We start from the raw sequence: 15,284 nt of genomic DNA, 5'->3' as shown, positions 1-15,284 counted from the left end.
GTCGGGGGTGGCCGGTAGGCTCGGGAGCACGATGACCGAGGATCTGTCCCCCGCAGAGCGGTACGCCGCGGCCCGCAAGCGGGCCGCGGAGCAGGCCACCGCTCTCGCCCCGTTCCGTGACCTGTACGACTTCGGACTGGACGACTTCCAGATCGAGGCGTGCCAAGCCCTCGAAGCCGGCAAGGGAGTGCTGGTCGCGGCGCCGACCGGCTCCGGCAAGACGATCGTCGGCGAGTTCGCCGTACACCTGGCCCTCACGCAGGGCCGCAAGTGCTTCTACACCACGCCGATCAAGGCCCTGTCCAACCAGAAATACAACGACCTCGTCGCGCGCTACGGGCCGAAGCAGGTCGGCCTGCTCACCGGCGACAACAGCGTCAACGGCGACGCGCCCGTGATCGTGATGACCACCGAGGTCCTGCGCAACATGCTCTACGCGGGCTCGCGGGCCCTGCTCGGCCTCGGCTACGTCGTGATGGACGAGGTCCACTACCTCTCCGACCGCTTCCGCGGCGCCGTGTGGGAGGAGGTGATCATCCACCTGCCCGAGTCGGTGACGCTGGTGTCGCTCTCCGCGACGGTGTCCAACGCCGAGGAGTTCGGCGACTGGCTGGACACCGTGCGCGGCGACACCCGGGTGATCGTCTCCGAGCACCGCCCCGTCCCGCTGTGGCAGCACGTCCTCGCCGGGCGGAAGATGTACGACCTGTTCGAGGAGAAGGGCGACCGCAAGGAGGTCAACCCGGACCTGGTGCGGATGGCGCGGATGGAGAACAGCCGCCCCCTCTCCTCCCGCGACCGCCGCCGCAACGGCCGCCCCAAGCGGGAGGCCGACCGGGAGCGCGAGCGGCGGCAGCGTGCCCGCATCTGGACGCCGAGCCGGCCCGAGGTCATCGACCGCCTCGACGCGCAGGGCCTCCTCCCGGCGATCACGTTCATCTTCAGCCGGGCCGGCTGCCAGGCCGCCGTCCAGCAGTGCCTCGCGGCCGGGCTCCGGCTCAACGGCCCCGCCGAGCGCACCCGGGTCCGGGAACTCGTCGAGGAGCGCACCGCGGACATCCCCGACGAGGACCTGCACGTCCTGGGCTACTTCGAGTGGCTGGAGGGCCTGGAACGCGGCGTCGCCGCCCACCACGCGGGCATGCTGCCGACCTTCAAGGAGGTCGTCGAGGAACTGTTCGTCCGCGGGCTGGTGAAGGCCGTCTTCGCCACCGAGACCCTGGCGCTGGGCATCAACATGCCGGCCCGGTCGGTGGTGCTGGAGAAACTGGTCAAGTGGAACGGCGAGCAGCACGCCGACATCACCCCCGGCGAGTTCACGCAGCTCACCGGACGTGCGGGCCGGCGCGGGATCGACGTGGAGGGTCACGCCGTGGTGCTGTGGCAGCGCGGCATGGACCCCGGCGCCCTGGCCGGGCTGGCCGGCGCGCGCACGTATCCGCTGCGGTCGTCGTTCAAGCCGTCGTACAACATGGCGGTCAACCTGGTCTCGCAGTTCGGCCGGCACCGCTCCCGGGAGCTGCTGGAGACCTCCTTCGCCCAGTTCCAGGCGGACCGCTCCGTCGTCGGCATCTCCCGCCAGGTGCAGCGCAACGAGGAGGGTCTGGAGGGCTACCGCGCCTCGATGACCTGCCATCTCGGCGACTTCGACGAGTACGCGCGGCTGCGCCGCGAACTGAAGGACCGCGAGACGGAGCTGGCCAAGCAGGGCGCCGCGCAGCGCCGCGCCCAGGCCGCGGCGGCCCTGGAGAAGCTGAAGGCCGGGGACATCATCCATGTGCCCACCGGCAAGTTCGCCGGCCTCGCGCTGGTGCTGGACCCGGGGACGGGCGCCGGGCGCAGCCCCGGCCACCGGCGCGGCTTCGAGCAGTACGACGGGCCCCGCCCGCTGGTGCTGACCGCGCAGCGGCAGGTCAAACGGCTGGCCGCGCTCGACTTCCCGGTCCCCGTGGAGCCGCTGGAGCGGATGCGGGTGCCGAAGTCGTTCAACGCGCGCAGCCCGCAGTCGCGGCGCGACCTGGCGTCCGCGCTGCGCACCAAGGCCGGCCACTACGAGCCGCAGCGGCACCGCCGTCAGCGCTCGGGGGCGGCCGACGACGAGCAGATCGCCCGGCTGCGGGCCGACCTGCGCCGCCACCCCTGCCACGGGTGCGACGAGCGGGAGGACCACGCCCGGTGGGCGGAGCGGTACCACCGGCTGCGCCGCGACACCCGCCAGCTCGAGCGGCGCATCGAGGGGCGGACGAACACCATCGCCCGCACCTTCGACCGGGTCTACGCCCTGCTGTCGGAGCTGGACTACCTGCACGGCGACCAGGTCACCGACGACGGGAGGCGGCTGGCCCGGCTGTACGGCGAGCTGGACCTGCTGGCCTCGGAGTGCCTGCGCGAGGGCGTGTGGGAGGGCCTGCCGCCCGCCGAGCTCGCCGCCTGCGTGTCCGCCCTGGTGTACGAGTCGCGGGCGGCCGACGACGCCATGCCGCCGCAGCTGCCGGGCGGCGGCCGGGTGAAGGCCGCGCTGGGCGAGATGGTGCGCATCTGGGGCCGGCTCGACGCGCTGGAGGAGCAGCACGGCGTCAGCGCGACCGAGGGCGTCGGCCAGCGCGAACCGGACCTGGGCTTCGCGTGGGCGGCCTACCAGTGGGCGGACGGGCACGGCCTGGACGCGGTGCTGCGCGAGACCGACATGCCCGCCGGCGACTTCGTGCGCTGGTGCAAGCAGGTCCTCGACGTCCTCGGGCAGCTCGCCGCGGCGGCGCCCGAGGGCGGCACGGTGGCGAAGAACGCGCGGCGTGCGATCGAGGCGATGCTGCGCGGCGTCGTCGCGTACACCTCCGTCGGCTGACGTTCCGCGTCCGTCCGACCACCGGCCCGGCAGGCGTGGTTGACCGCCCGCCGGGCCGGCGGCATGTTGTCTGCGTCCCGTCCGTCCCGCTCCCACCGGAGGCGAGCAGTGCGCAGACACCCCGTCAGGAACGTGCCCGGGAACCGGTTCCGCCGATGGCTCGCCGCCGCGGTCGCCGTCGCCGCCGTGGCGACGCTCACCTCGGCGGCGCACGCACGCCCCGACGACGACCGGCGCGGTCACGACCTGCGGCTCAACCAGATCCAGACCATGGCGACGCACAACAGCTACCACCGTGAGGTGTCGTTCGCCGAGCAGAAGGTCATGGAGGTGAACGACCCGAACTTCCGCACACTGCTCTACAGCCACGCCTCACTGCCGCAGCAGTTCGCCCGCCAGCGGGTGCGCGGCATCGAACTGGACGTCTTCCCCGACCCGGAGGGCGGCCTGTACGCGGACCCGCTGATCCGCAAGGCCGCCGGTCTGCCGCCGCCGGAGGATCCGGCCTGGCACGAGCCCGGCTTCAAGGTCCTGCACTGGGCGGACTTCGACTACCGCACCTCGTGCGTCACCCTCACCGGCTGCCTCACGCAGGTGAAGGAGTGGTCGCAGCGCCATCCGCGGCACGTCACCGTCCCGGTCCTCCTGGAGCTGAAGCAGACCGACCCGCGGCTGGAGGAGCGCGGGGGAGCGGTCAGCCCGCCGTGGGACACGGCCATGCTCGACGCGCTGGACGCCGCGATCCGCCGGGTCTTCCCCGACCGTACGACCGTGACCCCCGACGACGTCCGGCACCGCGGCGAGACCCTGGAGGAGTCCGTCCTCCGGCACGGCTGGCCCCGGCTGTCCGCGGCCCGCGGCAAGGTGATGTTCCTGATGGACAACGACGACCAGGAACTCCAGGACGCCTACCGGGCCGGCGGGCGGGAGAGCCTCCAGGGCCGGGTGCTGTTCACCGACTCCCAACCGGGGCGGGCGGACGCCGCGTTCATGAAGGTCAACGACCCGACCGGCGGCAACAGGGCCGTCATCCGCGACCTGGTGCGGCGGGGGTACTTCGTGCGGACCCGCTCGGACGTGCCGCTCGACCAGGCGACAAGCGGAGAGGACGGCATGCTGCGGGACGCCCTGTCCTCCGGGGCGCAGATGGTCAGCACGGACTTCCCCGTGCCCGGGCTCGCCGCGCGCTACGGCTCCGACTACGTCGCCGAACTTCCGCGCGGGGAGGGCCCGGTGCGCTGCAACCCGGTCACGGTACGGACGTGGCAGTGCCCGCGCGGGCCGCTGGAACCGTGACCGGCCCGCCCCTCACCGCTGGAGCGCGTACAGCACGCGGTTGAGCGAACTGCGCAGCCCCCAGCGCTCGTCCAGGGCGAGCAGCGCCGTCGCGTCGTGCGGCTCGTCCGGCAGGGTGGCGTCGAAGCCGGGCAGCGGCACGTCGTCCGCGACCCGGACCACCTTCGGCGCCACCGCCAGATAGGGCGCGGCCTCCTGGAGTCTGCGGCGCTGCGCCGGGGTGATCTTCGACTTCGGGTCCGCGGCGGCGGCCTCGATACCGGCCAGGTCGCCGTAGGCCGTCAGCAGCTTCGCGGCGGTCTTCTCCCCGACGCCGGGCACGCCGGGAAGGCCGTCGCTCGGGTCGCCGCGCAGCGTCGCCAGGGCGGCGTACCCCGGCCCGTCCACGCCGTACTTCTCCCGCAGGGCCGCCTCGTCGAACGCGGCGAGGTTGCCCATGCCCTTGACCGGGTAGAGCACCCGCACCCCGCGCGCGTCGTCGATCAGCTGGAACAGGTCGCGGTCGCCGGTGACGATGTCCACCGGCCCGGCGGCGCGGGCGGTCAGGGTGCCGATCACGTCGTCCGCCTCGTACCCGTCCGCGCCGATCCGGGCGACGCCCAGCGCGTCCAGCACGTCGTCGATGACCGGGACCTGCGGGGAGAGGGTGTCCGGCACCTGCTCGGTGTCGGGGCTGCCCGCCTCCGTCTCCTCCAGCACACGGTGCGCCTTGTAGGAGGGGATGAGGTCCACCCGCCACTGCGGGCGCCAGTCGAAGTCCATGCAGGCGACCAGCTCGTCCGGCCGGTGGTCCTGCACCAGCCGGGCGATGAAGTCCAGCAGACCGCGCACCGCGTTCACCGGCGTGCCGTCCGGGGCCCGGACCGAGTCCGGAACCCCGAAGTAGGCCCGGAAGTACAGCGAAGCGGTGTCGAGGAGCATCAGCCGTGGTGTGGTCACGTCCCGATGATGCCGCATGCCGCCGACAACGGGGCGGACCCGCACCCTCGGCTACCGTGCCCTCATGACTCCCCCCGCCGCCGTACGGCGCGTCGTCTCGCTGGTCCCCTCGCTGACCGAGGCGGTGGCGGCGTCCGGCCCGGACCTGCTGGTCGGCGCCACCGACTGGTGCAGTCACCCCGCCGGGCTGGACGTCGCGCGGGTGCGCGGCACCAAGAACCCGGACCTGGAGCGGATCGCCGCCCTGGAACCCGACCTGGTTCTGGCCAACGAGGAGGAGAACCGTCCCGCCGACCTCGAGGCGCTGCGGGCCGCCGGGGTCGGCGTGCTGGTCACCGAGGTCCGGAGCGTGCCGCAGGCGTTCGGCGAACTGCACCGCGCCCTGGTCGACGGCTGCGGTCTGCCCCGCCCGGCGTGGCTGGACGAGGCGGAGGCGGCGTGGGCGGACGTGCGCGCCGAGTTCGACGCGGTGGCGGTGGTGCCCGTGTGGCGCCGGCCGTGGATGGTGCTGGGCCGGGACACCTTCGCCGGGGCGGTCCTCGCCCACCTCGGGGTACGCAACCGCTACGCCGGCCACCCCGAGCGCTATCCGCGCGTCCCGCTGCCCGAACTGGCCGACTCCCGGGCCGCCGATCTCGTCGTGCTGCCCGACGAGCCGTACGCGTTCGCCGCCGACGACGGGCCGGAGGCCTTCCCCGGGCTGCCCGCGGCGCTGGTCGACGGACGGCATCTCACCTGGTACGGGCCGTCGCTGACCGAGGCGCCCGGAGTGCTGGCCGGCGCCGTACGCGAGGCCCTGGGCTGACGGAGCACGAGGCCCTGGGCTGACGGAGCGCGGGGCCGGACCGTCGACGGCCGCACGCACCGCGCCCCTGCGGGGCCCGGCAACGCGGCCGTCAGCGCTGCGTCTGCCGCTCCGGCAGGGCCCGCCACGCGAGCCCGGACTGCCGTTCCTGCCGGCGGGCGGCCTCCTTCACCAGGGCCCGCATCACCCGCAGGTCGGTCCCCGCCGCCTCCGGGTGCCACTGCACGCCCAGGGTCCAGGCGAGGGCGCCGGGCATCTCCACCGCCTCCACGGTGCCGTCCTCGGCGTGCGCGCACGCCTCCAGGCCGGAGCCGAGCCGCCGTACCGCCTGGTGGTGGTAGGTGGGCACGACGACCGGGCCGTCCAGCACGCGGGCGAGCCGGGTGCCGGCAACGGGCGTGACGGCGTGCGTGCCGAACACCCCCGGCTCCCCGGCGTGGCCGTCCAGGTGCTGGACGAGGGTGCCCCCGCGGGCGACGTTGAGCAGCTGCATGCCCCGGCAGATGCCGAGCAGTGGTACCCCGCACTCCAGCGCGGCGTCGATCAGCGCCAGCTCCCACGCGTCGCGCTCCCGGGCCGGGGGACCGGTCCGCGGGTCCGGCTCCGCGCCGTACCGCAGGGGCTCGACGTCGGGGCCGCCCGCGACGACCAGGCCGTCCAGACGGGCCACGGCGGCGTCGGCCGTGTGCGGGCCGGAGTCCGGGGGGAGCAGCGCGGCGAGTCCGCCGGCGGCCTGCACCAGCTGGTGGTACCCGGCCGGCAGCAGGGCGGCGGGCAGCCGCCACACACCCCACCGTGCTTCCGGTTCCAGGTAGGTGCTCACACCGATCAGCGGAGGTGCCATGTGTCCGACTATCCCTTTTCCAGCTCGGCCTCTGCTTCGGCCAGGGCGGCGAACTCCTCCTCGGGCGCGCCGGCCACCAGCCGGTGCCGACTGTAGAACGCGAAGTAGCCCACCGCCACGACGTACAGGATCAGCGCGATCCCCGCGGCCGTCGGGTCGACGAGGAACGTCGCCACCACCGCGGAGCACGCCAGCACGAAGGCGACCGAGGAGGTCCACACGCCGCCCGGCGTGCGGTACGGCCGGTGCAGGCCCGGCTCCCGGCGGCGCAGCACGATGTGCGAGAGCGACATCAGCACGTAGGAGACCGCCGCGCCGAAGACGGCGATGTTCAGCATGCGGGCCCCGTCGCCGGTGGCCGCCGCCATCCCGAAGCCGATGGCCGCGGGCACGATGAGCCCCAGGTAGGGGGCCTTGCGGCGGCTGGTCAGCGACAGGAAGCGGGGCAGGTAGCCCGCCCGGGACAGGGCGAACAGCTGCCGCGAGCCAGCGTAGATGAGCGAGAAGAACGACGCCACCAGGCCCGCCAGGCCCGCGTAGTTGACGATCCGGCTCAGCGTCGTGGGGTCGCCGCCGGTCGCCGTCTCCAGCGCCGCGACCAGCGGGTTGTCGGCGTCCTTGATGGCGTCCGACCCCGCCGCCCCGGCGGCGGGCAGCAGCGTGAGCAGCGCCAGCAGCACCAGGATGCCGATGGCCGCCGCCATCGCCCGCGGCAGCGTCCGCTCCGGGTCCTTCGCCTCCTCCGCCGCCAGCGGCACACCCTCCACGCCCAGGAAGAACCACATGCCGAACGGGAACGCCGCCCAGATGCCGAGCAGCCCGTACGGCAGCCACGACCCGGAGCCGAAGGCGGAGGAGTCCACGGCTATGTCGTTCAGCGACCCGCCGTCGAAGTGGGTGAGCGCCCCGACGCAGAACACCAGCAGCGCCGCCACCGCGATGCCCGTGACGACGAAGCTGAACCGCAGGGCCTCGCCCACGCCCCACAGGTGCACGCCCGTGAACAGCACGAAGCACGCCAGGTAGACAGGCCAGCCCGATTCCAGGCCGAACAGCCCCAGCGACTCGACGTAGCCGCCGATGAAGACCGAGATGGCGGCCGGCGCCAGGACGTACTCGATGAGGATGGCCGTGCCGGTCAGGAACCCGCCCCAGGTGCCCAGGGCCCGGCGGGCGAAGCCGTAACCGCCCCCGGCGGTGGGCAGGATCGAGGACAGCTCGGCCAGCGAGAACACCATGCAGGCGTACATCACGCCCATCAGCACGGTGGCGACGGCGAGTCCGCCGAATCCGCCCTCGGCCAGCCCGAAGTTCCAGCCGGCGTAGTCCCCGGAGACCACGTAGGCCACGCCCAGCCCGGTGAGCAGCAGCCACCCGGCACTGCCCCGGCGCAGGGTGCGGCGTTGCAGATACGCCTCCTCGGAGGCCGGCGCGGGGGAGCCGGTGTCCCGGCCGCGCAGTCCGGTGTCCTCGGCCATGAGCATCTCCCGTGTGCGTACGACGTCATTGGTGTGACCCCATACCATTGTGCCGCCCCGGTCCCCGCGCAAGACCCGTGACGCAACACCTGCCACGGACCGGCCCGCCGAACGGCTCGCGGCCGCCGCCGCGGGCTGCTACAGCAGGAAGCCGCGCAGCAGGGCGGCGGTGCCGGCGCAGTGCTCGCGGGCGACGGCGCGGGCGGCCTCCGGGTCGCCCGCGGCGACGGCCTCGACCAGCGCGGTGTGCTGCTGCTGGGCGTGTTCCAGGTTGCGCACCAGCAGCGGGATGCGGCCCAGCAGGTCGTTGAGCGTGGCGCGGGCCGCCGCGTACTGCGCGGTCAGGGTGGCCGAGCCGGCGAGTTCGACCAGGGTGAGGTGCAGTAGGGTGTCCTGCCGCCGGTAGTCGCCGAGCGCGGCGTCCCGGGTGGCGTCCAGTGCCGCCCGCAGCCGTCGTTCGTCCTCGCCGGTCAGCCCCCGTGCGGCGACCAGCTCGGCCGCGCCCGCCTCCAGCACCTCCCGGAACCGCAGCGTGTCCTCCAGGCCCGCCGCGTCCAGCGCGGCCGGCGGTCCGCCGCCCTCCGGCGGCGCGCAGACGAACGTGCCGCCGTACCGTCCGCGGCGGCTCTCCACCAGGCCCTCGTCGGTGAGCACGCGCAGCGCCTCGCGCAGTGTCACCCGGCTCACCCCCAGTCGGTCGGCGAGTTCGCGTTCGGCCGGGAGCCGCCCGCCGGCGGGAATCAGCCCGAGTCGCAGGACCTGGAGTATCTGCTCCAGCGCCTCCTCGAAGCCGTTGCCCGCCCGCACCGGGCGCAGTACCGGCGCCAGCGGATCTCCCGTGCGTGCGGTTCCGGCGCCCGGCCCGCTCACCGAATCGTTCATCGTCCCCACTTCCCCAGCAATGGTCTCGTGTCCTACCTTAAGAAGCCCGGACGACCCAGGCGAGACGGCAGGAGGCCCTACCGTGGCAGACCCCACGCCCCCGCTCTCCGTGGACGAGCTGCGATGGCTCGTCCAGGAGGGCCGGATCGACACCGTGGTCCTCGCCTTCACCGACATGCAGGGCAGACTCCAGGGCAAGCGCTTCGCCGCGGGCTTCTTCCTCGACGAGGTGCTCGACCACGGCACCGAGGGCTGCAACTACCTGCTGGCCGTGGACGCCGAGATGAACACCGTCGACGGCTTCGAGATGTCCTCCTGGGAGCGCGGCTACGGCGACTTCGCCATGCACGGCGACCACGGCACCCTGCGCCGCGTCCCCTGGAACCCCGGCACCGCCATGATCACCGCCGACCTGGCCTGGCACGACGGCGCCCCCGTGACCGCCTCGCCGCGGCAGATCCTGCGCCGCCAGCTCGACCGGCTCGCCGCACGCGGCTGGACCGCGCACGTCGGCACCGAACTGGAGTTCATGGTCTTCCAGGACACCTACGAGGACGCCTGGAACAGCGCCTACCGCGGCCTGACCCCCGCCAACCAGTACAACGTGGACTACTCCGTGCTCGGCACCGGACGCGTGGAGCCGCTGCTGCGCCGCATCCGCAACGAGATGGGCGCGGCCGGTATGACCGTCGAGTCCGCCAAGGGCGAGTGCAACCTCGGCCAGCACGAGATCGCCTTCCGCTACACCGACGCCCTCACCACCTGCGACCAGCACGTCGTGTACAAGACCGGGGCCAAGGAGATCGCCGCCCAGGAGGGCCGGGCGCTCACCTTCATGGCCAAGTACGACGAGCGGGAGGGCAACTCCTGCCACATCCACCTGTCCCTGCGGTGCGCCGACGGCTCTCCCGTACTCGCCGGCGACGACCGGCCCGACGGCATGTCCGAGGTGATGCGGCACTTCCTCGCCGGCCAGCTCGCGGCACTGCGCGAGTTCACCTTCCTCTACGCCCCCAACATCAACTCCTACAAGCGCTTCCAGCCCGGATCCTTCGCCCCCACCGCCGTCGCCTGGGGCCCCGACAACCGCACCTGCGCCTACCGGGTCGTCGGCCACGGCGGCTCGCACCGCATGGAGAACCGGGTGCCCGGCGGCGACGTCAACCCCTACCTGGCCGTCGCCGGGATGATCGCCGCCGGACTGCACGGGGTGGACGAGGGCCTCGAACTCCCCGCCGCCTGCACCGGGAACGCCTACACCGGCGACGCCGACCACGTGCCCGCGACCCTCCGCGAGGCCGCCGGGCTGTGGGAGGACAGCGCCCTCGCCCGTGACGCCTTCGGCGACGACGTCGTCCGGCACTACGCCAACGCGGCCCGCGTCGAACTCCAGGCGTACGACGCGGCCGTGACCGACTGGGAACGCTTCCGCTCCTTCGAACGCATGTGAGGCACCGCTTGCAGCCGAACGACCAGGACGACCGCCGGGCCGGCCGGCCCGCGGCCGCCGAACACCACGTCCTCGACCCGGCGACCGGGGAACGCGTCGCGACGGTCCCCGCGACCACCCAGACCGGGATCGACGAGGCGGTGCGGCGCGCGAGGGCCGCCCAGCGCCGCTGGGCGGCCCTCGCCCCCGCCGACCGCGCCCGCCTCCTGCGCCGCTTCGCCGCCGTGGTCGACCAGCACCTCGAGGAGCTGGCGCGGCTGGAGGTGCGCGAGGCCGGGCACCCGGTGGGCAACGCCCGCTGGGAGGCGGGCAACGTACGCGACCTCCTCGACTACGCGGCGGGCGGCGTGGAGCGCCTGACCGGCAGCCAGATCCCGGTCGACGGCGGCGTGAACGTCACCTTCGCCGAACCCCTCGGCGTCGTCGCCGTCATCGCACCGTGGAACTTCCCCATGCCCGTCGCGGCCTGGGGCACCGCCCCCGCCCTGGCCGCCGGGAACGCCGTCCTCCTCAAACCCGCCGAGGCGACGCCGCTCACCGCCCTCCGCCTGGCCGAACTCGCCCTGGAGGCAGGGCTGCCCGAGCACCTGTTCCAGGTCGTCCCCGGCGCCGGCGAGGTCGCCGGAGCGGCGCTGGTGCGCCACCGGGACGTCGCCAAGGTCGTCTTCACCGGCTCCACCGAGGTCGGCAGGAACGTGATGGCCGCCTGCGCGGCCCAGGTCAAACCGGTGACCCTGGAGCTCGGGGGCAAGAGCCCCAACATCGTCTTCGCCGACGCGGACGTCGAACGCGCCGCCTCCGCCGCCCCCGGCTCGTTCCTCGACAACACCGGCCAGGACTGCTGCGCCCGCAGCCGCATCCTCGTCCAGCGCAGCGTCCACGACCGCTTCCTCGAACTCCTCGAGCCCGCGGTGAAGGGCTTCACCGTCGGCGATCCCGCCGACCCCGCCACACAGATGGGCCCGCTGATCTCCGCGGCGCAACGCGACCGGGTCGCGTCCTACGTTCCGCGCGACGCACCCGCCCTCATCCGTGGCGAGGCCCCCGAAGGCCCCGGATTCTGGTACCCGGCGACCGTGCTGGAGGCCGGTGAGAGCGACCGGACCGCGACCGAGGAGATCTTCGGGCCGGTCGCCGTGGTGCTGCCCTTCGACGACGAGGCGGACGCGATCCGGCTCGCCAACGCCACGCCGTACGGCCTGGCCGGCTCGGTGTGGACCCGCGACCTCGGGCGCGCGCTGCGCGTCTCGCGCGGCGTCGCCGCCGGGAACCTGTCGGTCAACTCGCACAGCAGCGTGCGCTACTCCACCCCCTTCGGCGGCTACCGGCTCTCCGGGCTCGGCCGCGAACTCGGCCCCGGCGCGCTGAAGGCCTTCACCGAGACCAAGAACGTCTTCCTGAACAGCGAGGAGCTCACGTGACCGAAGCCACCACCCCCGCCGGCACCGCGCAGGCGCCCGTCTGCCGCAGGCTGGTCGGCCGCACCGCCGTCGTCACCGGAGCGGGCAGCGGCATCGGACTCGCCGCGGTGCGCCGACTGGCCTCCGAGGGCGCGCACGTGGTGTGCGCCGACCTGGACTCCGCACGCGGCAAGGCCGCCGCCGAGGAGACCGGCGGACTCTTCGTCGAGACCGACGTCACCGACGAGGCCGCCGTCGAGGCGCTGTTCGCCGCCGCGCACGAGCGGTACGGCTCGGTCGACGTGGCCTTCAACAACGCGGGCATCTCGCCGCCGGACGACGACTCCATCCTCACCACCGGCCTCGACGCCTGGCAGCGGGTGCAGCAGACCAACCTCACCTCCGTCTACCTGTGCTGCCGCGCGGCGCTTCCCTACATGCGGCGTCAGGGACGCGGGTCGATCATCAACACCGCCTCGTTCGTCGCGGTGATGGGCGCCGCCACCTCGCAGATCAGCTACACCGCGTCCAAGGGCGGCGTGCTGGCCATGTCCCGGGAACTGGGCGTGCAGTTCGCCCGGGAGGGCATCCGCGTCAACGCGCTGTGTCCCGGGCCGGTCAACACCCCGCTGCTGCGCGAGCTGTTCGCGAAGGACCCGGAGCGGGCGCAGCGCCGGCTGGTGCACGTGCCCGTCGGACGGTTCGCCGAGGCCGAGGAGATCGCCGCCGCGGTGGCCTTCCTCGCCAGCGACGACTCCTCGTTCGTCAACGCCACCGACTTCCTCGTCGACGGCGGGATCTCCGGCGCGTATGTGACACCGTTGTGACGGCACCGGTACCGCACGGCGGTTCGGTTCGCACAGGTGTTGCCCTAGTGTGCTGAGGGTGAGCACGACGACTCCGCCCGGCTGGTACCCAGACCCAGGGCACACAGGTTTCGGCCCCGCCCCGGAGCGCTGGTGGGACGGCGCGGCGTGGACGGAACACCGCCGCGCCGCCTCCGCCGGCCCCGTGCCGCCCGGTTACCCGCCGCAGGGCGGCTCCGCGCAACAGCACGGCGCGGCCGGGGCGTTCCCGCCGTCGTACCCGCCGGGCAAGCCCAAGGGGCCCCTGGTGGCGGGCATCGTCGCGGCCGTCGCCGTGGTCCTGGCGATCGTCGTGGGCGCGGTGCTCGTCGGCGGGGAGAAGGGCGGGCGTGCCGACGGCCCCGCGCCGTCCGCGTCGAGCGGGCCCCCGGCGACGGAGGAGAGCACCGGGCCGGACGAGGACGGGTCCGCGCCCGCACCGGGTGAGGAGCGCCTGCCGCTCGCGAGCGGCGTCAAGCTGCCGCTGCCGTCCGGCTGGACCCGGGTCGACGGCACCTACGGCGCCGCAGTCAACACCACCCCCTACAGCTGCCCGCTGAAACGGGAGCGCTGCGTACGGGCCGGCGCGGCCGTGTACGTCACTCCGGAGGACGGTGACCCGGAGACCGTCGCCAAGGCCGACATCGAGGCCAACGCCGACTCCTCCTACGGCGCTGACTACTACGGCGGCATCACCTCGCACGAGGAGGTCGCCTCCGAGGCGGTCGAGGTCGCCGGCCAGGACGGCTACCTCGTCCGCTGGAAGATCGACAACGAAGCCGACCCGGACGCCTACGTGGAGACGGTGGCCTTCCCGCACCCGGACGGCAGCGGACAGATGCTCGTCCTGCGGGCCGGCCTGGACATCCACGACGAGGCCCCCGCGACGGACGTCCTCGACGAACTGCTCGAGGGCGTGGAGAAGGGCTCGGTCGTCGACGACGACAGCAACGAGTCGATCTGACACGACGCCGGGGAGAGTGAAGAGGCGCCGCTCAGAGGAAGGTCCGGCCCTCGCCCCGGTAGGTGGGGACGGTCGCGGTCACCCGGTCGCCCTCGACCAGGTGCAGGGTGGCGAAGCGTTCGCACAGCTCGCCCGCCTTCGCGTGGCGGAACCACACCCGGTCCCCGATCCGCAGGTCGTCCGCCGCCGTTCCCAGCAGGGGGGTCTGCACCTCTCCCGCGCCCTCCCTCGGGTCGTAGCGCAGCCCGCCGGGCAGGTACGGCTGCGGCAGCCGGTCCGTTCCCGCCGCGCCGGAGGCCGGGTAGCCGCCCCCGAGGACGGTCACCGCGCCGGCACCGGGCCGCCGCACCACCGGCAGCGCGAACAGCGCCGCCGGGCGCCCGGTGAAGGAGGTGTAGGAATCGAAGAGGCGCGGCGTGAAGAGTCCGGAGCCCGCGGCGACCTCCGTCACGGCGGGCTCCGCCGCGGTGTGCTGCACGCTGCCGGTGCCGCCGCCGTTGACGAACTCCAGGCCGGGGGCCACCGCCCGCACCGCCCGGACCGCCTCCGCGCGGCGCCGTGCCAGCTCCCGCCGGGCGGTCGCCTGCATCAGCCGTATGCTCCTGCTGCGCAGCGGACGCCCGGGCACGGCGTCCCCCACACCCGCCACATGGCCCTCGTACCCCATCAGGCCCACCAGCGCGAACCCCGGGCGGCGCAGCACCGTACGGGCCGCCTCCGTCAGCCCGGTGGGGGAGTGCAGCGGGGAACGGCGCGCCCCGACGCGCAGCCTCCCGCCCAACAGCCGCAGCGACGTGTCGAGTTCCAGACAGACCCGCACCCGTTCCCGTCCGCCGGAGCGGGCCGCGTCGATGAGGTCCAGCTGCGCCGGGTCGTCCACCATCACCGTCACCGCGGCGGCCAGAGCCGGGTCGGAGGTGAGCGCGGCGAAGCCGGCGCGGTCCGCGGACGGGTACGCCAGCAGCACGTCGTCGAACCCGGAGCGGGCCAGCCACAGCGCCTCCACCAGCGTGAACGCCATCACCCCGGAGAAGCCGTCACGGGCCAGCACCCGCTCCAGCAGGGCCCGGCAGCGCACCGACTTGCTCGCCACCCGCAACGGCAGACCCCCGGCCCGGCGCTCCAGATCGGCGGCGTTGGCGTCGAAGGCGTCCAGGTCCACGACGGCCAGCGGCGCCTCGAGGTCCGCCGTGGCCCGGTCGTAGCGGGCACGGACGTCGGCGAGCGGAACGGACGTATCGAACACGCTGGCAGCTTGCCAGAGTCCGTGCCCGCAGCACACCCCGCACCTCGGGTTGCCGGGGGTACCGGGAGGCACCGTAGAGTGACGGCGCACACCGCGTCGCAGCAGCGCCGGAGTGCCGTTCGGCAGAACACCACGTCAGACGTCATCCGGTCGCGCGCAGGCGTGCGCGTCGCCATGGCCGCGGGAGGGCGCGCATGAGCACGGAGGCCGGTCGCCCCCGCAACCCGCACGTGCCGCTGCCGCCCCCCGCACCTCCCCGGCCCACCGCCCCACCGCGCCCCCGCACCGCA

12 protein-coding genes are annotated in these 15,284 nt (G+C 73.9%); 7 read left to right on the top strand and 5 right to left on the bottom strand.

Annotated elements, in window-relative coordinates; translation table 11 throughout:
- Positions 1-31: 31 nt before the first annotated feature.
- Together K304_RS0104205 and K304_RS0104200 are read left to right on the top strand one after the other, a co-directional pair.
- Complete coding sequence (locus K304_RS0104205) at positions 32-2,845, top strand: DEAD/DEAH box helicase (protein ID WP_027762723.1); 2,814 nt, start codon at positions 32-34, stop codon at positions 2,843-2,845.
- Positions 2,846-2,977: 132 nt separating this feature from the next.
- Positions 2,978-4,141 (top strand): phosphatidylinositol-specific phospholipase C1-like protein, encoded by a 1,164-nt coding sequence (locus tag K304_RS0104200; RefSeq protein ID WP_037789204.1) that lies wholly within the window; start codon positions 2,978-2,980, stop codon positions 4,139-4,141.
- 12 nt (positions 4,142-4,153) lie between these two features.
- On the opposite strand, the gene K304_RS0104195 is transcribed toward K304_RS0104200, so the two are convergent.
- Complete coding sequence (locus K304_RS0104195; protein WP_027762721.1) at positions 4,154-5,062, bottom strand: 5'-3' exonuclease; 909 nt, start codon at positions 5,060-5,062, stop codon at positions 4,154-4,156.
- 82 nt (positions 5,063-5,144) lie between these two features.
- On the opposite strand from K304_RS0104195, the gene K304_RS0104190 reads away from it, so the two are divergent.
- Complete coding sequence (locus K304_RS0104190) at positions 5,145-5,885, top strand: helical backbone metal receptor (protein WP_027762720.1); 741 nt, start codon at positions 5,145-5,147, stop codon at positions 5,883-5,885.
- A gap of 91 nt (positions 5,886-5,976) precedes the next feature.
- Here K304_RS0104190 and K304_RS27200 read toward each other — a convergent pair whose 3' ends face one another.
- The 3 genes from K304_RS27200 to K304_RS0104175 all read right to left on the bottom strand — a co-directional run bounded on the left by K304_RS27200 (position 5,977) and on the right by K304_RS0104175 (position 9,089).
- Entirely contained in the window at positions 5,977-6,729 is a 753-nt protein-coding gene (locus tag K304_RS27200) for a gamma-glutamyl-gamma-aminobutyrate hydrolase family protein (RefSeq protein ID WP_051307846.1), read from the bottom strand.
- A gap of 8 nt (positions 6,730-6,737) precedes the next feature.
- A complete protein-coding gene (eat, locus tag K304_RS0104180) occupies positions 6,738-8,207 on the bottom strand; it encodes an ethanolamine permease (RefSeq protein WP_027762719.1) in 1,470 nt (489 codons plus the stop codon).
- Between the two features lie 138 nt (positions 8,208-8,345).
- On the bottom strand, positions 8,346-9,089 hold the full coding sequence (locus K304_RS0104175; protein ID WP_037789202.1) for an FCD domain-containing protein: 744 nt from the start codon (positions 9,087-9,089) through the stop codon (positions 8,346-8,348).
- A gap of 82 nt (positions 9,090-9,171) precedes the next feature.
- Between K304_RS0104175 and K304_RS0104170 the strand changes: the two genes are divergently transcribed.
- From K304_RS0104170 to K304_RS31575, 4 genes are read left to right on the top strand one after another with little or no spacing between them, the layout of a single operon-like run.
- Positions 9,172-10,539: a glutamine synthetase family protein gene (locus K304_RS0104170; RefSeq protein ID WP_027762717.1), complete on the top strand. Its 1,368-nt coding sequence runs from the start codon at positions 9,172-9,174 to the stop codon at positions 10,537-10,539.
- Between the two features lie 8 nt (positions 10,540-10,547).
- Positions 10,548-11,960 carry an aldehyde dehydrogenase family protein gene (locus tag K304_RS27195; protein ID WP_051307893.1) on the top strand — a complete coding sequence of 471 codons (1,413 nt, stop codon included), beginning with the start codon at positions 10,548-10,550 and terminating at the stop codon, positions 11,958-11,960.
- The gene (locus K304_RS0104160) at positions 11,957-12,766 is read left to right on the top strand and encodes a 3-oxoacyl-ACP reductase (protein WP_027762716.1); all 810 of its coding nucleotides are present in this window, start codon (positions 11,957-11,959) and stop codon (positions 12,764-12,766) included. Before K304_RS27195 ends, K304_RS0104160 begins: the two co-directional genes overlap by 4 nt.
- Positions 12,767-12,824: 58 nt before the next feature.
- Entirely contained in the window at positions 12,825-13,748 is a 924-nt protein-coding gene (locus K304_RS31575; RefSeq protein ID WP_158687295.1) for a DUF2510 domain-containing protein, read from the top strand.
- Between the two features lie 31 nt (positions 13,749-13,779).
- On the opposite strand, the gene K304_RS0104150 is transcribed toward K304_RS31575, so the two are convergent.
- The gene (locus K304_RS0104150) at positions 13,780-14,994 is read right to left on the bottom strand and encodes an amino acid deaminase/aldolase (protein WP_027762715.1); all 1,215 of its coding nucleotides are present in this window, start codon (positions 14,992-14,994) and stop codon (positions 13,780-13,782) included.
- Positions 14,995-15,284: the final 290 nt, after the last annotated feature.

The organism is Streptomyces sp. CNS606 (assembly GCF_000426325.1).
This window is presented reverse-complemented; position numbering and strand designations above follow the sequence as displayed.

Coding starts and splice junctions, on each gene's coding strand:
- K304_RS0104205 (WP_027762723.1), top strand. CDS start 32: ATGACCGAGGATCTGTCCCCCGCAGAGCGGTACGCCGCGGCCCGCAAG.
- K304_RS0104195 (WP_027762721.1), bottom strand. CDS start 5,062: ATGCTCCTCGACACCGCTTCGCTGTACTTCCGGGCCTACTTCGGGGTT.
- K304_RS0104190 (WP_027762720.1), top strand. CDS start 5,145: ATGACTCCCCCCGCCGCCGTACGGCGCGTCGTCTCGCTGGTCCCCTCG.
- K304_RS27200 (WP_051307846.1), bottom strand. CDS start 6,729: ATGGCACCTCCGCTGATCGGTGTGAGCACCTACCTGGAACCGGAAGCA.
- eat (WP_027762719.1), bottom strand. CDS start 8,207: ATGGCCGAGGACACCGGACTGCGCGGCCGGGACACCGGCTCCCCCGCG.
- K304_RS0104175 (WP_037789202.1), bottom strand. CDS start 9,089: ATGAACGATTCGGTGAGCGGGCCGGGCGCCGGAACCGCACGCACGGGA.